The sequence below is a fragment of the Pandoraea iniqua genome (assembly GCF_902459685.1).
GTDB classification, from domain to species: Bacteria; Pseudomonadota; Gammaproteobacteria; order Burkholderiales; family Burkholderiaceae; genus Pandoraea; species Pandoraea iniqua.
The window spans coordinates 548,891-566,566 of record NZ_CABPSF010000001.1 but is presented as its reverse complement, the minus strand read 5'-3'; the positions used below and the strand labels follow the sequence as shown (position 1 = coordinate 566,566).

The 17,676-nt window shown below is 64.2% G+C and carries 15 protein-coding genes, 1 tRNA gene and 1 pseudogene; 15 read left to right on the top strand and 2 right to left on the bottom strand.

Annotated features, from left to right (window positions below; genetic code table 11):
• Nucleotides 1–118 precede the first annotated feature (118 nt).
• A complete protein-coding gene (locus PIN31009_RS02420; protein ID WP_150789185.1) occupies nucleotides 119–1,828 on the top strand; it encodes an acid phosphatase in 1,710 nt (569 codons plus the stop codon).
• Nucleotides 1,829–1,945: 117 nt separating this feature from the next.
• Here the strand turns inward: PIN31009_RS02420 and PIN31009_RS02415 are convergent, their stop codons facing one another.
• Nucleotides 1,946–2,401: a MarR family winged helix-turn-helix transcriptional regulator gene (locus tag PIN31009_RS02415; protein WP_150789184.1), complete on the bottom strand. Its 456-nt coding sequence runs from the start codon at nucleotides 2,399–2,401 to the stop codon at nucleotides 1,946–1,948.
• A gap of 195 nt (nucleotides 2,402–2,596) precedes the next feature.
• Between PIN31009_RS02415 and PIN31009_RS02410 the strand changes: the two genes are divergently transcribed.
• The 6 genes and pseudogenes from PIN31009_RS02410 to PIN31009_RS02385 all read left to right on the top strand — a co-directional run bounded on the left by PIN31009_RS02410 (nucleotide 2,597) and on the right by PIN31009_RS02385 (nucleotide 7,703).
• Complete coding sequence (locus tag PIN31009_RS02410; RefSeq protein ID WP_150789183.1) at nucleotides 2,597–4,300, top strand: FAD-dependent monooxygenase; 1,704 nt, start codon at nucleotides 2,597–2,599, stop codon at nucleotides 4,298–4,300.
• A gap of 66 nt (nucleotides 4,301–4,366) precedes the next feature.
• Nucleotides 4,367–4,552 carry a DUF2783 domain-containing protein gene (locus tag PIN31009_RS02405; protein ID WP_150682852.1) on the top strand — a complete coding sequence of 62 codons (186 nt, stop codon included), beginning with the start codon at nucleotides 4,367–4,369 and terminating at the stop codon, nucleotides 4,550–4,552.
• Nucleotides 4,553–4,648: 96 nt separating this feature from the next.
• Complete coding sequence (locus tag PIN31009_RS02400) at nucleotides 4,649–6,052, top strand: MFS transporter (RefSeq protein ID WP_150789182.1); 1,404 nt, start codon at nucleotides 4,649–4,651, stop codon at nucleotides 6,050–6,052.
• Nucleotides 6,053–6,085: 33 nt separating this feature from the next.
• Nucleotides 6,086–6,853 (top strand): annotated as a pseudogene (locus PIN31009_RS02395) (NYN domain-containing protein); the annotation flags it as partial.
• A 136-nt stretch (nucleotides 6,854–6,989) separates the two neighbouring features.
• Nucleotides 6,990–7,066: transfer RNA gene (locus tag PIN31009_RS02390), tRNA-Val, on the top strand.
• 337 nt (nucleotides 7,067–7,403) lie between these two features.
• On the top strand, nucleotides 7,404–7,703 hold the full coding sequence (locus tag PIN31009_RS02385; protein ID WP_087690137.1) for a PXPV repeat protein: 300 nt from the start codon (nucleotides 7,404–7,406) through the stop codon (nucleotides 7,701–7,703).
• Between the two features lie 238 nt (nucleotides 7,704–7,941).
• Here the strand turns inward: PIN31009_RS02385 and PIN31009_RS02380 are convergent, their stop codons facing one another.
• Complete coding sequence (locus PIN31009_RS02380) at nucleotides 7,942–8,871, bottom strand: LysR family transcriptional regulator (protein ID WP_150789181.1); 930 nt, start codon at nucleotides 8,869–8,871, stop codon at nucleotides 7,942–7,944.
• A gap of 168 nt (nucleotides 8,872–9,039) precedes the next feature.
• On the opposite strand from PIN31009_RS02380, the gene PIN31009_RS02375 reads away from it, so the two are divergent.
• The 8 genes from PIN31009_RS02375 to PIN31009_RS02340 all read left to right on the top strand — a co-directional run bounded on the left by PIN31009_RS02375 (nucleotide 9,040) and on the right by PIN31009_RS02340 (nucleotide 17,476).
• Entirely contained in the window at nucleotides 9,040–9,723 is a 684-nt protein-coding gene (locus PIN31009_RS02375) for a glutathione S-transferase family protein (RefSeq protein ID WP_217426752.1), read from the top strand.
• A 156-nt stretch (nucleotides 9,724–9,879) separates the two neighbouring features.
• The gene (locus PIN31009_RS02370; RefSeq protein ID WP_246185516.1) at nucleotides 9,880–10,764 is read left to right on the top strand and encodes a pyridoxamine 5'-phosphate oxidase family protein; all 885 of its coding nucleotides are present in this window, start codon (nucleotides 9,880–9,882) and stop codon (nucleotides 10,762–10,764) included.
• Between the two features lie 160 nt (nucleotides 10,765–10,924).
• The gene (locus tag PIN31009_RS02365) at nucleotides 10,925–11,110 is read left to right on the top strand and encodes a hypothetical protein (RefSeq protein ID WP_150789179.1); all 186 of its coding nucleotides are present in this window, start codon (nucleotides 10,925–10,927) and stop codon (nucleotides 11,108–11,110) included.
• Between the two features lie 191 nt (nucleotides 11,111–11,301).
• Nucleotides 11,302–12,150, top strand: coding sequence for a DMT family transporter (locus tag PIN31009_RS02360; protein ID WP_150789178.1), 849 nt, complete (start codon nucleotides 11,302–11,304; stop codon nucleotides 12,148–12,150).
• 121 nt (nucleotides 12,151–12,271) lie between these two features.
• Nucleotides 12,272–13,168: a LysR family transcriptional regulator gene (locus PIN31009_RS02355; RefSeq protein WP_150789177.1), complete on the top strand. Its 897-nt coding sequence runs from the start codon at nucleotides 12,272–12,274 to the stop codon at nucleotides 13,166–13,168.
• Nucleotides 13,169–13,270: 102 nt separating this feature from the next.
• The gene (argG, locus tag PIN31009_RS02350) at nucleotides 13,271–14,605 is read left to right on the top strand and encodes an argininosuccinate synthase (protein WP_150789176.1); all 1,335 of its coding nucleotides are present in this window, start codon (nucleotides 13,271–13,273) and stop codon (nucleotides 14,603–14,605) included.
• A gap of 242 nt (nucleotides 14,606–14,847) precedes the next feature.
• Nucleotides 14,848–16,248, top strand: a complete 1,401-nt coding sequence (locus PIN31009_RS02345; protein ID WP_150789175.1) for an HdeD family acid-resistance protein — start codon at nucleotides 14,848–14,850, stop codon at nucleotides 16,246–16,248.
• Between the two features lie 55 nt (nucleotides 16,249–16,303).
• The gene (locus PIN31009_RS02340) at nucleotides 16,304–17,476 is read left to right on the top strand and encodes an alpha/beta fold hydrolase (RefSeq protein WP_150682842.1); all 1,173 of its coding nucleotides are present in this window, start codon (nucleotides 16,304–16,306) and stop codon (nucleotides 17,474–17,476) included.
• Nucleotides 17,477–17,676 lie beyond the last annotated feature (200 nt).

Sequence of the window (17,676 nt, the reverse complement as noted above, 5' to 3'; positions counted from 1 at the left end):
ACGTCGTCTGCCTCGCCCGCCCGGGCAGGGTGACGACCTGACTCGTACGTCGTACCCTTGCCGACCGTCTGCGGGCGCCCACGCGCGCACCAAGCCCGACACGTCACACAAGGACATCATGACGCACGACGCCACGCCCCAGCCGCACGACCCCGCCCTCGACAGTCAGGACGACAATCCGTCCGACCCGTCGCGTCGCCGCATTCTGCAAGGCCTGGCCGCCATCGGTGCCGCCGGTGCCGCAGGCGCCACCACCGCCCTCACGGGCTGCGCCGCCGAAGGCGGTGCCGGTGCCCCGACCGTTGTCGCGCCCGGCGGTACGTTCGACGCGCAGCTCAAGGCCAGCATCAAGACCGTGGTCGTGATCTACCTCGAGAACCGCAGCTTCAACAACCTGTTCGCCGACTTCCCCGGCGTCGAGAAGCCGCTCTCGAAGGTGCCCGCCTCCGCCTACACGCAGATCGATCGCGACGGCAAAACGCCGATGTCGCTGCTCCCGCCGTTCTTCGATGGCCTCGTGCCCAAGGCCCAGACCATCGGCGGCAAGAAGTACCACATCACCGAAAAAGACATCCCGCGCCAGCCGAACGCCCCGTTCATGCTCAAGGACGCCGAAGGCAAGCTGCTGCCGGAATCGGTCATCACCCGTGACCTCTGGCACGTGTTCTGGCAGAACCAGATGCAGATCGCCGATGGCACGAACAACCAGTTCGCCGCGTGGGCCGACTCCGGTGGCCTCGTCATGGGCTACTACGGCGAGACCGCCAAGACGCTCAACATGTACAAGATCGCGCAGCAGTACACGATGTGCGACAACTTCTTCATGGCGGCTTTCGGCGGTTCGTTCCTGAATCACCAGTTCCTGATCACCGGCCGCCCGCCGGTGTACCCGAACGCCGCGCAAAGCCCGGCCAAGGACAAGATCGCCGTGCTCGCCGACGGCCCGCAAGGCGTGCGTCTGGCCGTGCATGCCGAATCGCCGGCCGCCGCGGCCGACGGCAAGCCGAAGTTCGTGCGCGACGGGGCCATCACGCCCGATAACTTCGCCGTGAACACGATGATGCCGCCGTATCAGCCGTCGCCGGTCAAGCCGTCGGCCAGTGGCGACAAGAACCTCGCCGATCCGTCGAACCCGAGCACGCTGCCGCCGCAAAACTTCGCCACCATCGGCGACCTGCTCTCGTCGAAGGGTGTCTCGTGGGCCTGGTATGCGGGCGCATGGCAGGCCGCGCTCGATCACAAGGGCGGGCCGGATACGCCGAACTTCCAGTACCACCACCAGCCGTTCAACTACTTCGCCCAGTTCGCACCCGGCACCGCCGCGCGTGAAGAACATCTGCGCGACGGCGGTCTCGGCGACGGCCCGATCTCGAACAAGTTCATCGCCGACGCCATCGCAGGCAAGCTGCCCGCCGTGACGTTCTACAAGCCGCAAGGCAACCTGAACCAGCACGCCGGCTACTCGGATGTGGAGTCGGGCGATCAGCACGTGGCGAACATCCTCGCCCACCTGATGAAGTCGCCGCAGTGGCAGAACATGATGGTTGTGATTACGTACGACGAAAACGGCGGCTGGTGGGATCACGTCGCCCCGCCCAAAGGCGACCGCTGGGGCCCGGGTTCGCGCATTCCGGCACTCGTCGTGTCGCCGTTCGCCAAGCGCGGCAATGTCGATCACACGTTCTACGACACCACCTCGGTGCTGCGCTTCATCACACGTCTGTATGACCTGCCCACGCTCGAAGGCATCGCCTATCGCAATGCCGCCTTCGCGGCACGCGGCGCCATGCCGCCGGGTGACCTGACGAAGACGCTTTCGTTCGCGTAATGGCTGCGGGGCGTCAGCCACGCTGCTGAACCGCCGGACGTCGCCGCAATGCAAGAGGGGCACCGACTCACGTGGGTGCCCCTCTTCTTTTGAAGCTTTTGTAAAGTCGGGTCGCGCTCAGTCCGACCCATCCAGTTCATCCGAGCGCAACAGCAACTTGTCGAGCAATCGCTCGTAAACGCGCATCTCTTCATCTGTGAGCGCTTCGAACAAGTGTTCATAGTGCTCGCGCGCCGCACCGATCACCACGCGCCACACGGCCTCGCCTTCCGGCGTCAACGTGACCTTCACTGCCCGGCCGTCGAATTCATCCGGCGCGCGCCTCACCAGCCCGCGCGACACCAATCCGTCCGCACCACGGCTCGCCTGACTCTTGTCGAGATTCGCACGCCGCGCCAGCTCGGAGTTCGACAACGCCCCCGCCGAACCCACCGCCGCCAACACGCGCGATTCGGCCAGACTCAACTGCGCCGCATCCGCGTACGACTGCGCAATGCGCTTGTCGTGCTGCTTCATCAGGCGGTGCATCTTGTACGTCAGGAACTGATCGAGGGTCTTGTGAGCAGGCCGCATTTCAGTGTTTTCCCCTAGTCAAAATGAGACGATATTTGGTTGCGGGCGCAACCTTAGCACACTAGAATGGTTGCGTTAGCAACTAAATACGCAAAGGCCAGATTGGCCTTTCCTGCGCGCTTGTGCTGGCCGGCTCTGCGCTGACACGAGACGGTCGACGGCGGGCGCGTCGAGCCGTTTTTCGGGTGTCGCACCATGCATCGACCAGAGACTTCCCCGCGCGCGTCGCTTTATCACGCGTACCGCGTCCATCCGCACTTTTTCCCGCAAGGCGAGCCGCCCGAAGTGCCTGTCGCCATCGTCGGCGGCGGCCCGATCGGCATGGTCGCGGCGCTGGCGCTGGCGCGTCATGGCGTGCGCTGCGTGGTGCTGCAAGCCGAGCAACAAGTCTCCGAAGGCAGCCGCGCGATTGTCTTCACGCGCCGCTCGCAGGAGATTCTGCAAGCCGTCGGTGTGGCCGAGGCCGTGGTCGCGAAGGGCTTGCCATGGACCAGCGGTAATTCGTTCTATCGCGGCCAGCGCGTGTTCCGCATGGAATCTCCCGTGAGCGAGGATGATCGCTTCGCCCCGCTCATCAACCTGCAACAGAACGTGCTCGAGAGCTATCTGGTGGACGCCATCGAGCGCGAGCCGCTCGTCGAGATTCGTTGGGGGAACAAGCTGGTCGGCGTGACACAAAGCGAGCAGAACAAGCAGAACAACGGCCAAGTCACGCTGCAAATCGACACGCCCGACGGCGAATACACGCAACACGCGCAGTGGCTCGTAGCAGCGGATGGCGCGCGCTCGACGGTGCGCACGGCCATGGGACTGCGCTTCGAAGGGGCGAGTTACGAAGGGCGCTTCGTGATCGCCGACATCCGCATCGATCTCGACCTGCCGACCGAACGCCTCGCCTATTTCGCACCGGACTGGAACCCGGGCAACACGGTGCTGATGCATCGCGAACCCGACGGCATCTGGCGAGTGGATTATCAGTTGCCCGCCACGGAAACCTCCGAACACGCGCTGCAACCGGAGACGATCCGCGAGCGCATCAACGCGCAGCTCGACATGATGGGTCTGGGCGGTAAACCGTGGGAGCTCGACTGGTGCTCGGTCTATTCCGCGCGCGCACTCACGCTGCCCGATTACGTGCACGGACGCATTCTGTTCGCGGGCGATGCCGCTCACCTGCTGCCGATCTTCGGTGTGCGCGGCGCGAATACCGGCTTTCAGGACGCCATCGATCTGGCATGGAAACTGGCCGCTGTGGCCAAAGGCGTGGCACCGTCGGCGTTGCTCGCGTCGTACACGCATGATCGCGTGGGTGCCGCGCGCGAGATCATCGCCGAAGCGGGCAAGAGCACGCGCTTCATGACACCGCCTTCGCATGGCTTCCGCCTGCTGCGCGACGCCGTTCTCGACCTGTCGCTCGACCACGCATTCGTGCGGCCGCTGTTCCACTGGCGCACGTCGCGTGCACACGACTATCGCGACTCACCATTGAACAGTCTCAGCGATGACAACGCTTGCATGAGTGCCGGTCCGACCGTCGGCGCGCCCGCACCGAACGTGAAGCTCGGCGCGAACGACTATCTCTACGATCATCTCGGCGCCGCCTTCCATCTCGTGACCTTCGGCGACGCGCCACTCTCCGGCGCGCTGCGCGACACCATCGCGACGTGGCGTGAGCGCGGTGTGCCCGTGACGGTGATCGCATTCGCCGACAAGCAAACCGCGGTGGCCGGTGCCGACATCACGTTGCCCGATCCGACGGGTCATGCGTTCGAACGGTACGGTGCAGAACACGGCACGGCCTATCTCGTGCGTCCCGATCACCACATCTGCGCGCGCTGGCAGACGCTCGACGCCGCGCGTCTTGCCGATGCGCTCGCGCACGCGACCGCCTGCGTCTGAACCGCGTGAAGTGCTGCACGCGTTGCAGCATTTCACACACCACGTACTTTTGGGGAAGCCCCTGTCATGACCGCACAACCCACCGCCATCGCCGGGCTTGAAGAGATTTACGACACCCTCGCGCTGGCCATCGATGCCGCCCCCGCAGACCGGCGTGAACTGCTGCTCGCCAAACTCGCCTTGTTGCTAGCCAACGAGATCAGTGACCCGCAGCGCGTGATCGAACTCATTGGCGAAGCCGCACGCACCTGATCGATTCTTTCGGCGCCTGCCCTCGACGGCAGGCCCGCTTTCCTTACACCGCCACACGACAAGTCAAGGCGGGGCGCGTTGGAGAAGACACTTATCATGAGCCGCACGACCCCTGCCGCCAGCCTCGCTGGCGGCATTGCTACACCTGTACCCGTTGCATCGCACGCCGACGCGCCCAGCGCCGCCATGGAGCAAGCAGTCGTCCGCAAAGTCTCGCGACGCCTGCTCGGCTTTCTGTTCGTGCTGTTCCTGTTCTCGTTTCTCGATCGCATCAACGTCGGCTTTGCCGCGCTGACGATGAGTCAGGACCTCGGACTCACGAGCACCATGTTCGGCATGGCGTCGACGGTCTTCTATCTGACCTATGTGCTGTGCGGCGTGCCGAGCAATCTGATGCTCGTGAAGTTCGGCGCACGGCGCTGGATCGGCGCCATCCTCATCGCGTGGGGACTCGCCTCGAGCGCCACGATGTTCGCGCACGATGCCACCAGCCTCTACCTGATTCGCGCGATTGTCGGCATTACCGAAGCGGGCTTTCTGCCGGGCATGCTGCTGTACATGGGCGACTGGTTTCCCTCGGCGGCACGGGCACGCGCGAACGCGTGGTTCATGATCGCGATGCCGGTCACGTCGGCGCTCGGTGCGGCGGCATCCGGCTATTTGTTGCGGCTCGACGGTGTGGCAGGCCTCGCCGGCTGGCAATGGCTCTTCGTGCTCGAAGGGTTGCCGACGGTGTTGCTGGGCTTCGCCACGTGGTGGTATCTCGACGACAAACCGGCGGATGCACGCTGGCTCTCCCCCGCAGAGAAGCGCACGCTCGACGGCATGATTGCACGTGACCGTGAAGCGGCGATTGCCGTCGCGCAGCAGGCTGGCAATCGTCACGCCGCGACGCAGACACACAGCGTCTGGCGCGCCATCCTGACGCCCACGGTGGCGAAGTTCGCACTCGGCTACTTCTGTCTGGTCAACACGCTCTCACTCGCGTCGCTGTGGATTCCGCAGATCGTGAAGAGCTTCGGCACGACGAGCAGCAACGTCACCATCGGCCTGCTCGCCGCCATTCCCTCGCTTTGCACCATCGCCGGCATGATCTGGTGGGGGCGCCGCTCCGATCGCCTGCAAGAGCGCCGCTGGCATCTCGTGCTGCCGATGTTGTTCTCGGCGGCGGGCTGGGTCGTCACTTGTTTCGCACCCGAAGCGTCGCTGCGTCTCGCCGGGGTTGCCATGGCCTCGACCGGGGCGTACACCGCGATGGCGATCTTCTGGACCGTGCCCGATCGCAGCCTCACGCCGCAAACACGCGCGCTCGGGCTCGCCGTCATCAATGCGGTGGGCAACCTCGGTTCGGCACTGAGCCCGATCGTCGTGGGGGCGCTCAAGGACTGGACACACTCGTTCACGTCGGGGCTGCTGTTTGCCGCCGCGAGTCTGCTGGTGGGGATTGCCGTGTTGTGGTTTGCGCCGCTGGGACAGCACCGGCGGCAAACCGCGCCATAATGCGTTACCTCTTCGCCCACAGGGAACCCATTCATGTCACCGACTTCCGCAGTGGCCGTTCAAGGATCGACCCTCGTCGTTCTCATCGACGCCGATAACGCCGCGCCCGCCATCGTCGAAGGTCTGCTCACTGAAGTGGCCAAGTACGGCGTGGCGAGCGTGAAGCGCATCTATGGCGACTGGACCAAGCCGAATCTCGACGGCTGGAAGAAGTGCCTGCTCGAATATTCGATTCAGCCGATCCAGCAGTTTCGCTACACGGTCGGCAAGAACGCGACCGACAGCGCGATGATCATCGACGCAATGGACCTGCTCTACACCGGGCGCTTCGACGGCTTTTGCCTCGTGTCGAGCGACAGCGACTTCACACGGCTGGCCTCGCGCATTCGCGAACAAGGGCTGATCGTGTACGGCTTTGGCGAGCGTAAGACCCCGCAGCCGTTCGTCACCGCCTGCGACAAGTTCATCTACACCGAACTGCTGCGGCAAGATCACGAACGCGACGATGACGACGACGAGGAAGCGCCCACGCGGCGTAATAAACGCCGCAGCGCCGCCGAACTCAAGCGCGATGCGCGTCTCGTGCGGCTGCTGCGCAACGCCGTGACGGACGTCTCGGATGAGGACGGCTGGGCCAGTCTCGGCTCCATCGGCAGCCACGTCGCCAAGCAGGCACCGGACTTTGATTCGCGCAACTACGGGTTCGGCAAGCTCAGCGATCTCGTCTCGACCATCGGCTTGTTCGATGTGGAGCAGCGCGCAGGCACGGGCGGCAAGCAAGGCATCTGGGTGCGACTCAAGCCAACCAAGCCGCGCCGTGGCACGGCAAAACGCGGCGAGGCGTGATCGATACGAAAGCGCTTCACAAATTTTTTTCAGAAATTTTCGCCAAAGACTTGCCACCTTCAGAAATTGACCCTATACTCGCGGTCTTTCTAGGCTCGTAGCTCAGCTGGTTAGAGCACCACCTTGACATGGTGGGGGTCGTTGGTTCGAGTCCAATCGAGCCTACCAACGAACAAAAGCACAAGGCGTCCCGCGTTTTTCGCGTGACGCCTTTTGTTTTTTCCGCCGTGCCTTTTCACTTTCTGGCGTGCCCGACGTCCCACCGCTTTGCCGTCCTCTGCGCGTGACGTGACAAGGGAAGAGCGCGTCCACTCGCGTTACAAAACGACACATCCCCGACAGACTCGTTGCACCTGCCACGCCGTGCGCTCGCTACACTTGGCTCAACGATTCGACAACAGGCCAACACAGTGCTTCGTGCGAATCGATCCGACTCACCGCAAGCGCTCGCCTCATCTCGCACCGACACATCGTCACCGATTCGCGAGCGCCACTGGAGGACACCATGAAACGCTTTCTCATCATCGCTGCCCTTGGCGTAGCCGCCGCTGCCGCATCAGGTGCCGCATCGGCTCACGTGGACGTCGGTGTGTATCTCGGCGTGCCGGCACCGGTCTATGCCGCGCCGCAGCCGGTCTACGTGGCACCGCAACCGGTGTACGTGCAGCCGCGCCCTGTGTATGTCGAACCGCGCCCGGTGGTCTACTACGGCCGCGATCGCTGGGACGACTGGCGCGAACGCCGCTGGGACGATCGCCATGACCGTCATGACCGCGGCTGGCATCGCGGCTGGCGCCGTGACTGATCGCGCAGTTCGCGATTAGCCCCCTTCCACGCGATGGGCGCGATGAGCACCTGACGCATGACGCCCAAGCCTCTGATACAGCGATCGACTCGTACGATTCACACGGTTCGAGCGACATGAACGAAGCGGCCCGCCGGTTGGCGTCGGCGGGCTTTTTAGCGGAAAGCGGCACTGTCGCTTTCCGCCTTCTTTTGTCTGGCGCCCGAATTTCGCTTCGATGCCCGCCTTCGCGCATGCCTCACACCATCGGCACGTCGCGCAATTCCTTCTTCATCCACTCGACGAATGCACGCGTGCGCGACGGCAGCAGCCGTGCGTGCGGATAGACGATGCTGACCGGACGCGCGGGTCCTTCGTAGTCCGTGAGTACGCGCTTGAGGCGGCCATCGGCCAACGGCCCGACCACCTGATAGGACAAGAAGCTGCCATAGCCAAGTCCGCCGATGCAGGCCTCGATCGCCGCCAGTCCGTGATTGACCTCCAGATTGCCGTCGACCGGCACCGCAAACTCGCGGCCACCTTCGCCCTTCTCGCCCTTCTCCCCTTTTTCGCCTTTCTCCCAGAAGCGCCACTGCGCGTAACCGACCCCATAAGCACGGATACAGTTCTTGCCGATCAACTCGCGCGGATGCGTCACCTCGCCCTGCTCCGCCAGACACGCGGGGCTGGCGACCACCACGCGCCGGATGGCACCGAGCGTCTGCGCGACCAGCGTGGAGTCGTCGAGCGGTGAGATGCGAATACCCACGTCGATCCCCTCTTCCCACAAATTCACCACGCGGTCGTTCAGCAACAACCGGCATTTGATGGCGGGATACGCCCGCAGGAAGCGATGCAAGGCGGGCGCCACGTGCAACTGGCCGAAGAGCACCGGCGCCGTGACCACGAGCGTGCCGGTCGGCGCCTCGTGGCGTTCCGCCAGACGTGCCTCGGCCTCGTGCAACTCACCGAGGATCCGGCGGCAGGTGTCCAGATAGGCGAGCCCTTCTTCGGTCAGCGCCTGACGCCGCGTGGTGCGGTTGAGTAATCGCACGTCGAGCGAGGTTTCGAGCGCCGCCAGCGTGCGCACCACCGCCGGCAGTGAGGAATCGAGGGCGCGCGCCGCCGCGCTCAGGCTGCCCTGATCCACGATGGCGACAAAGGTCTGCATGGCACGAAGTTTATCCATGGGAAGTCACATTACTCCACTTACCGGAGTAGTCAAATCAGTTCTTCGCCATTTATCCGGAATTCAATAGGAATAACAATGCAGGTGTCGGATACGTGAATGGCGCGCCGGTAGCAGAAAGTGCGACGCCAGCGCGCCCACAACTCGCGACGTCACCGGAGCTTTCTCATGACTGCATCAGCCGCTTCATCCCACGCTTCCCCGAACCACCTGAACCGCCCGATCCGGCTGTATCGGTTCGCCCTCTCTGGGCACTGTCATCGCGTCGAGCTGATGCTGCACCTGCTGAACCTGCCGTTCGAGACGGTCGATGTCGATCTTCCGGGCAAAGAACATTTGCAACCGCCGTTTCTCGCCATCAATCCCTTCGGACAGGTGCCGGCGATCGACGACAACGGCGTGATTCTCAGCGATTCGAACGCCATTCTGGTCTACCTCGCGTCGCGTTATGACCCGGCCGGCACGTGGCTGCCGCGCGATCCGGTGGCGGCCGCTAACGTGCAACGCTGGCTTTCGGTCGCCGCCGGCGATCTGGCCTTCGGGGCGGCTGCCGCCCGCATCGTGGTGGCGTTCAAGCGCCCGGGCGATACCGTGGACATGATCCAGCGCGCCAACCAGTTGCTCACGCGCATGGAAGCGCACCTGACGGCGCCGGCCGCGACAGCATTCCTCGCCAGCGCCACACCCACGATTGCCGATCTCGCCTGTTACGCGTATCTGGCGCACGCCCCGGAAGGGAATGTGACGCTCGAACCCTATCCGGCTGTGCGTGCGTGGCTTGAGCGCGTCGCCGCATTGCCGGGGTTCGTGCCGATGGCATCGCTGCCGTGCGGCCTGAACGCGGCCGCGTGAACCGAGTGTGAGGCGATCATGAACGACATCCGCCATGCTCCCGCTGACTGGGAGAATCTGTTGCCGCTGCCGCTGCCCGTGCCGATCTTGAGCCCCGACTCGCCGTTCCACGCGGGCGAAGCGGTGGTGCAAACGCTCGCGGGCTCGCGTGAGGCGATGGCGGAAGTCGGTCCCAAAGTGATCCGCACAGCAATGCCCGAGCAGCATCGCCAGTTCTTTCCGCAACTGCCGTTTCTGGTGGTCGGCGGGCTGGATGATGCCGCGCAACCGTGGGCCACACTGCTTAGCGGCACGCCGGGTTTCGTCCACTCGCCCGATCCCACGGTGCTGCGCGTCGATGGGCTGCCGCCGCCGACCGATCCGCTCTACGGCACGATGACGCCCGGCGCCCCGGTAGGCGTACTCGGACTCGAACCGTCGACGCGACGCCGCAATCGCATCAATGGGCCAGTCATCGAGAGTGATGCGCAGGGCTTTGCCGTGCGTGTAGCGCAGAGTTTCGGCAATTGTCCGCAGTACATCCGCAAGCGTGAGATCACGCCGGAGGCGCATGCTGCGCCGCCCGAAGCCGAGGCGCCGCAGACCGCACTCGACGACGACGCGCAGTGGCAAATCGCCAGCGCGGAAACCTTCTTCGTCGCGTCGTTCTACGCCGGCGAAAGCGCCACCGCACGCAGCGCGGGCGCCGACGTATCGCATCGCGGCGGCAAGCCGGGGTTCGTGCGCGTCGACGATGCGCACACGCTGACGTGGCCCGACTTTCGCGGCAACTCGTTTTTCAATACGCTGGGCAATTTGCTCGTGAACCCGCGCGTCGGGTTGCTCTTCGTCGACTTCGCTTCAGGCGATTTTCTGCACGTGGCGGGCGATGCCGAAATTCTTTGGCATGACGAAACACAGAGCGGCTTTGTCGGCGCGTTGCGGCTCGTACGTGTTCACGTGCGTGAAGTACGTCGCGTGCGCGGCGCGTTGCCCGTGGCATGGCGCGATGGCGAGACCTCACCGAGCGTCGAACGCACTGGGGACTGGCAAATGGCGTGAGTGCAGGTGCTGCGAGCGACTGATCTCGAACGGGCGAAGCGGCACATGCGTTCAAAGGGTCGCCGCTGCGCCAACCAACTTGCCGCCAGCGAATGTGCCGTGTACAGTGTGTGCACGCCCGTCGAGTGACGTGCGCATTTTTCATCACCCAATTTTCTCCATGACTGCTCACGCGTCCATCCGCCTTGCCGTATCGCCGCCCTCGCGCGGTGTCGGCTCGCGCCTGCGAGGACGCTTTGCAGCCGTAGCGCCTCCCCCGCCAGCCGGCGTGGCACCGCCCGACGCTGTCGTCGTCGCGGCTGTCGCCAGTGTCGTGGCCGTGGTGACCGACGTCACCGTGGTCTGACGCCACCGGACGTCGTTCGGGTGTTTGACACCCGCAGCGCGACGTCCTGATTCGATTCCGAATTCTGTTCCTCCTGTTGCGTCGTCTCGCCATGACGACAGCGTTACCTCGTGCGCACGACAACGCGCATTGCGGCACGCATGTCATGGCCATACGCCACAGGCCGGACTACCTGCGTAGGGGAAAGCACAATGCAAGTCGATGGTCTCTGGTTGCGCCGGCATGGCACAACGATGTTGTTCGTCCTGCTGTGGAGCGGCGGCGCACTCGCTGCCAAATGGGGGCTGACGCACGCGTCGGCATTCGCGTTTCTGGTAATACGTCTCGGTGTGGCGCTGGCCGCGCTCACGTTGCTCGCCATCACGCGGCGTCAGTGGTGGCCAGCACCCGGCACACGCTGGCGCGTTGCAGGTACCGGGGTGCTGCTCATCGGCGGTTATCAGGCGGCGTATCTGCTGGCACTGGCACACGGCATCACGCCCGGTGCGCTCGCCACGGTGCTCGGCGTGCAGCCGATTCTCACGCTCGTGGCGCTTGAGCGATCGCGCAGCGCGCAACGCCTCGCGGGGCTGGCATTGGCGCTGGGCGGTTTGGCACTCGTCGTGGCGCAGAGTCTGATGTCGGCGCGGTTGTCGGCGGCCGGGTCGATATGGGCACTCACCGCGCTCGCCTGCATGACGCTCGGCACGATTGCGCAGAAGGGCTCCCGGCAGACGCCTCTCGACGTGCTGCCCCTTCAGTACGCCGTCGGGTTGGCACTCGCCGTGCTGGTCGCGCCGACACAGCCGTGGCACTTCGATAACTCGGCGGGCTTCTGGTTGCCGCTGCTCTACATGGGCGTGGTGATTTCGGTCGGTGCGACGCTGCTGCTCTACCGCATGATCGCGGCGGGCAACCTCGTGACGGTGACCAGCCTGTTTTATCTCGTCCCCGTGGTGACTGCGCTACTCGACTGGGGCATCTTCGGGCATCAACCGACCCTGCTCGCCGTCGGCGGCACAGCGGCGATTCTGCTCGGACTGCGGCTGGCATTGCGGTAAGGCGCCGAACCGTCCCGGGACAGTTCATAGGACTCGGTTAAGATTGTCGGCTCTCAGGTGACAATGACGCCGCATCGCTGCGCGTTGTCACCTAACCCTTCCCATGACTGGAATTTGACGGATGGATCTGCTCGACGACATGCGCATCTTCGTGAGCGCGGTGGAAGCGATGAGCTTTACCGGGGCGGCGGCCAGACTCGGCTTGTCGAAGCAGTTTGTGAGCCGGCGCATCTCGACGCTGGAACAGAACCTTGGCGTCCGGCTACTGCTGCGCACGACGCGGCGGCTTGCCGTGACCGACCTCGGCCAGATCTACTACGCTCGGGCACGGCGCATTCTCGATGACGTGGAAGCCGCCAATCTTGCTGTGAGCAGTCAGGGCGAGCGCCCGCGCGGCAATTTGCGCGTCTCGGCGCCGATGTCGTTCGGCACGATGTTTCTCGGCTCGGTCATCCCGTCGTTTCTGGCGACCTACCCCGACGTCACCATCGAACTCGAGTTGAACGACCGCACGGTCGACATCATCGGCGAAGGCTACGACGTGGCGGTGCGCATCGGCGCGCTGGCCGATTCGTCGCTGATTGCGCGTGCGGTGGCGCCCATGCGCATGGTGACGTGCGCCAGCCCCCGCTATCTGGCCGCCCACGGCACGCCGCTCACCCCCGAAGACCTGCGCGAGCATGCCCTGCTGCCCTACGGCCATAGCCAGCGTGTGAGCTGGACTTATGCGCGCGACGGGAGTCCGGTAGAGATTTCCGTGTCGGGCCGTCTGCGGGTCAATAACGGCGAATTGGCACGCGATGCCGCCGTGGCGGACCTCGGGCTGACGTGGCTGCCGGTGTTCATCGTCGCGCCGGCCTTGCTGAGCGGGCGTCTGGTCACCGTGCTCGATGACTTCGCCCCGGCGCCGACGGCCATTCACGTCGTCTACCCGCAGCATCGTCAGGCATCGCTCGTGATTCGCGCGTTTTCCGAGTTTTTGGCCTCGGCATGCAGCGTGGCGGGGGTGCAGTGGTAGCCCGAAGCCCATCCTAATGGATGGGAATCGGCCATCAGACTTGACCATCCATAGCCCTGACAGGGATACTTGACAGGTTAAAAACCCAGCTTTTCCACGCCGATGACCACGATTCTGCAACACATTCCCACGGGACAATCGGTCGGCATCGCCTTCTCGGGCGGTCTCGACACCAGCGCTGCGCTGCTTTGGATGCGCAAGAAAGGCGCGATTCCCTACGCTTACACGGCCAATCTCGGTCAGCCGGACGAACCCGATTACGACGAAATCCCGCGCCGCGCGATGGCCTACGGTGCCGAACAAGCCCGTCTGGTCGACTGCCGCGCCCAACTCGTGTCCGAAGGGATCGCCGCCCTGCAATCGGGCGCGTTCCATATCTCGACGGCCGGCGTGACGTACTTCAACACCACGCCGATCGGCCGCGCCGTCACGGGCACGATGCTCGTGGCCGCCATGAAGGAAGATGGCGTCAATATCTGGGGTGATGGCAGCACGTTCAAGGGCAATGACATCGAGCGCTTCTATCGCTACGGTCTCTTGACCAACCCGGGCCTGCAAATCTACAAGCCGTGGCTCGATCAGCAGTTCATCGACGAACTCGGCGGCCGCAAGGAAATGTCGGAGTTCCTGATCGCCAACGGCTTCGACTACAAGATGTCGGTCGAGAAGGCTTATTCGACCGACTCGAACATGCTCGGCGCCACCCACGAAGCCAAGGATCTGGAACACCTGAATTCGGGCATCAAGATCGTGCAGCCGATCATGGGCGTGCCGTTCTGGCGCGATGACTGCGCGATCAAGGCCGAAGAAGTCACGGTGCGCTTCGAAGAAGGCCAGCCGGTGGCCCTGAACGGCAAGACGTTTGCCAACGCCGTCGAACTGTTCGAAGAAGCCAACCGCATCGGCGGCCGTCACGGTCTGGGCATGAGCGATCAGATCGAGAACCGCATCATCGAAGCGAAGAGCCGCGGCATCTACGAAGCCCCGGGCCTCGCGCTGCTGTTCATCGCCTACGAGCGTCTGGTGACCGGCATCCACAACGAAGACACCATCGAGCAGTACCGCGAAAACGGCCGCCGTCTGGGCCGTCTGCTGTACCAAGGCCGTTGGTTCGATCCGCAGGCCATCATGCTGCGCGAATCGGCACAACGCTGGGTGGCGCGCGCCGTGACCGGCGAAGTGACCATCGAGCTGCGTCGCGGCAACGATTACTCGCTGCTCAACACCGTGTCGCCGAACCTGACGTACAAGCCGGAGCGCCTGACGATGGAAAAGGGCGAATCGAGCTTCACGCCGCTCGACCGTATCGGCCAGCTGACCATGCGCACGCTCGACATCGTCGACACGCGCGAGAAGCTGATGACGTACGCCAAGGCCGGTCTGCTCACCTCGACGAGCGACGACGCCCTGCCGCAACTCGAAGGCAAGAAGGACTAAGACGGGCCGTCCGGCAGCCCAGCCCCCCGATGTTGTAAGGGGCGGTTAGGGTGCCGGCGCTGTCTTGCCGCAACAAAGGCGGCGCGTTCCTCATGGAGCGCGCCGCCTTTGTTTTTGGCCTGTCACGGTACACGCGCTAACATAGCACCACAAAACAAGCTTTTTCCCACATCCCCCGTGAACGGGATGCCCGTGACGCCCGGCACCGACGGCGTTGCGACGCATGCGATGGAGACCCTGCGTTGGTACGTCTGATCCTGTTGTTGCTCGGCGTCGATTATTTGCGCCGGCGAGCCCGTGCGCTGATCTGGATTGGCGCGCTGTTCTTTGCCTTCGGGCTGGCACTCATCGTCGACGCGCTCGACGGTGTCGTGCATTTCCCGATCAACGTGTTTGCGTGGCTGTTGCTTGCCGAAGGGCTGGCGACGCTGGCCATTGTCGGCATCGGCGTCGGCGGACAGCGCATCGTGCGCAGTCTGAAGGGCGGTACGTTCACGCTCACGGCGCTGCTGGTGCTCTTCTTCCATCAACAGCATGGCAACTTCTGGCTGTCGATGCTGTTCGGCACGCTGTTCCTCGCGGACGGACTGCTCCAGTGCGTTGCCGCCTACGTCGTCCGCTACCCGCGCTGGGCATGGGCGATGGCTGGCGGTATTTTCGAAATCGCCGTGGCGGTGTTCTTCTATCAGCCGTACCCCACGCATTACAAGGGCACGCTGCCGTATGCCATCGGGCTGGGGCTCGTGTTCACCGGCTGGAACGTGCTGGTGCTGGCCATGCGCGCACGCCGCATGCGCAGCAGCTTCCGCGTCGAGCAGATTCTCGGCAGCCCCGAAGACAAGCGCAAGCTGTGGCGTGACCGTCCGCGCGCACCGCGCTGGGAAGGCCCGCCCTCCGAAGGCGAGCCGGCGCTGACGGTGCACGTCTGGACGCCCTCCGGCTCGTCCAAGGCCCCTGCGCGGCGACAACCGCTGATCGATCGCTATATCGCCGCCGTCGACAAGAACGGTGTGATTTCGACCGGTCACGCCGCGCTCGAAAGCCACGAAGGCGTGTATCTGAGCCTGTATCCCGCGCAAGAGATCGACCGCTCGCCGGATCAATTCGGTCAGTTGCTGCGCGCGACCCGCGAGAACGACGTGCCCGGTGTGTTCCAGCCCGATTACGTGACCGAGTCGAAAGCGTGGTGCCCGTCGACCGTCAAAGTGCGCATCCGGAACTACAGTCCCCAGCAGTTGACCGCGTTCTGGGAGACGTACCGGCAGAACCCCACGTATAACCTCACCCACCGCAACTGTTCGAGCAGCGTGGCGAAGGCCCTCGAAGCCGCTATCGAAGGACGCGTCGGACGACTGACCAATGGCGACGATGCGGGCTGGTGGACGTTCGTTCGTCTGTGGCTCACGCCCGAATTGTGGGTCGCCGCACAATTGCGCAAACGTGCCAAGACGATGGCGTGGACCCCGGGTCTCGTCCTCGATTACGCGCGGGCGGTGAGCATGCTGGTCGACCCGCGTCCGTTCGGCTGGATCACGATGTCATCGCTCGCCTTACGCCGCATGCGCCGGTCGCGTCGCGCATGGCGTGAGGCTGCCGAGCAGGCCGCCGCACAAACCCAAAGCAATCAGGCCTCGCACGGCTGAAATCGCCGGACGAGGGTTGCCATTAGCAGCAGTCAACTCACGAGGACAGCTCAACATGTTCAACCGTCTGTGGCGTTACGCGAGCGCCGCCCTGTTCGCCAGTCTGGTCATCGGACGTGCCGCTCACGCGGTCACGCCCGAGGCCGCCCCCACCGTCATCCCGCACGGCGCCATCGTCGAGCGATTACCGCTCGAAGCCGACCACGGCCTGCCAGAAGCCGGGGAACAGTTCCGTATTCGCTATAGCTCCATCGATGGCGTCGGCGGTATCGAAGCCCGCGAGGACACCGGTGCCGTGTTTCTGCCGAAGGGCCCGACGCCCGCCGGTGGCTGGCCCGTCGTCCTCTGGGCACACGGCACGGTCGGCGTGGCGAGCCCCTGTGCACCGTCGCTCAACGTGCGCAGCCAGCGCGACACCCAGTATCTCGGTACGTGGCTGTCGCTCGGCTTTGCCGTGGTGGCGCCCGATTACGCCGGTCTGGGCTCGCCGGGGTTGCATCACTATCTGAATGCGCGCGCCGAGGCGTACAGCGTGCTCGACAGCTTGCTGGCCGCACGCAGCGTGTTCCCATTGCAGAACCGGGTGGTGATCGTCGGGCAGTCGCAAGGCGCGCACGCGGCGTTCGCCGCCGCCGGGTATCAGCCGGTGTACGCGCCGGACATGAAAGTGATCGCAACGGTGCTGACGGGCACGCCGTACTTCAACGCCCAGACCTCGGCGGCCGCCATCTTCGCCGGCCAGCCCGACCCCGGCGCCCCCGATCCGAAGATTCCCTACGCGATGTACATCTTCCTGTCAGCGGCCGATCGAGACCCGTCGCTGCAAGCGTCGCGCTACTTCTCGCCGCAGGCACTGCCAGTGCTGGATATGGCGCGCTCGCTGTGCATCGGCGAATTGACCGAACGCTCCACGGCCGCCGGGCTGAACGGGGGCAACAGCATGCAACCGGCGATCCAGAAGCTCATGCATAACCAGACGCCGTCGCTGCGTTACCCGACGCTGCGCATCAAGCATCCGGTGTTCATCGGCATGGGTTCGGAGGACATCGACGTGCCGGTCATGATGCAGCAGGCTTTCGCGCGCGATGTCACGGCGGCCGGTACGACCACGGTGGTGCGTGTCTACGAAGGGCTCGACCACGATGCAGCGGTCAATCCGTCGCTCAGAGACTCGGTGCCGTTCATCCTCAAGCAGATGTCACCCGAGAAGCGTGCACGCGCACAATAAATAGAGGGGTGATTCGGAATCTGGGAAAGACAGGAGTGAGGCGAGTTGGCAACAATAGAAATAAGTCTTTGATTTATTTGAAATTATCTCTCGTTGCATGAACGCAACATGCGGACACTTACGCAAAACTACATATGGTGCGTCGCAACACGTTGTCCTATACTGAACTCGTCTCCTCCATGTCTCCTCCTGATATGGAT

What these genes read in the sequence shown, in the direction of transcription:
- PIN31009_RS02420 (WP_150789185.1), top strand. Translation starts at nt 119, where the DNA reads ATGACGCACGACGCCACGCCCCAGCCGCACGACCCCGCCCTCGACAGT.
- PIN31009_RS02415 (WP_150789184.1), bottom strand. Translation starts at nt 2,401, where the DNA reads ATGCGGCCTGCTCACAAGACCCTCGATCAGTTCCTGACGTACAAGATG.
- PIN31009_RS02410 (WP_150789183.1), top strand. Translation starts at nt 2,597, where the DNA reads ATGCATCGACCAGAGACTTCCCCGCGCGCGTCGCTTTATCACGCGTAC.
- PIN31009_RS02405 (WP_150682852.1), top strand. Translation starts at nt 4,367, where the DNA reads ATGACCGCACAACCCACCGCCATCGCCGGGCTTGAAGAGATTTACGAC.
- PIN31009_RS02400 (WP_150789182.1), top strand. Translation starts at nt 4,649, where the DNA reads ATGAGCCGCACGACCCCTGCCGCCAGCCTCGCTGGCGGCATTGCTACA.
- PIN31009_RS02385 (WP_087690137.1), top strand. Translation starts at nt 7,404, where the DNA reads ATGAAACGCTTTCTCATCATCGCTGCCCTTGGCGTAGCCGCCGCTGCC.
- PIN31009_RS02380 (WP_150789181.1), bottom strand. Translation starts at nt 8,871, where the DNA reads ATGGATAAACTTCGTGCCATGCAGACCTTTGTCGCCATCGTGGATCAG.
- PIN31009_RS02375 (WP_217426752.1), top strand. Translation starts at nt 9,040, where the DNA reads ATGACTGCATCAGCCGCTTCATCCCACGCTTCCCCGAACCACCTGAAC.
- PIN31009_RS02370 (WP_246185516.1), top strand. Translation starts at nt 9,880, where the DNA reads ATGGCGGAAGTCGGTCCCAAAGTGATCCGCACAGCAATGCCCGAGCAG.
- PIN31009_RS02365 (WP_150789179.1), top strand. Translation starts at nt 10,925, where the DNA reads ATGACTGCTCACGCGTCCATCCGCCTTGCCGTATCGCCGCCCTCGCGC.
- PIN31009_RS02360 (WP_150789178.1), top strand. Translation starts at nt 11,302, where the DNA reads ATGCAAGTCGATGGTCTCTGGTTGCGCCGGCATGGCACAACGATGTTG.
- PIN31009_RS02355 (WP_150789177.1), top strand. Translation starts at nt 12,272, where the DNA reads ATGGATCTGCTCGACGACATGCGCATCTTCGTGAGCGCGGTGGAAGCG.
- argG (WP_150789176.1), top strand. Translation starts at nt 13,271, where the DNA reads ATGACCACGATTCTGCAACACATTCCCACGGGACAATCGGTCGGCATC.
- PIN31009_RS02340 (WP_150682842.1), top strand. Translation starts at nt 16,304, where the DNA reads ATGTTCAACCGTCTGTGGCGTTACGCGAGCGCCGCCCTGTTCGCCAGT.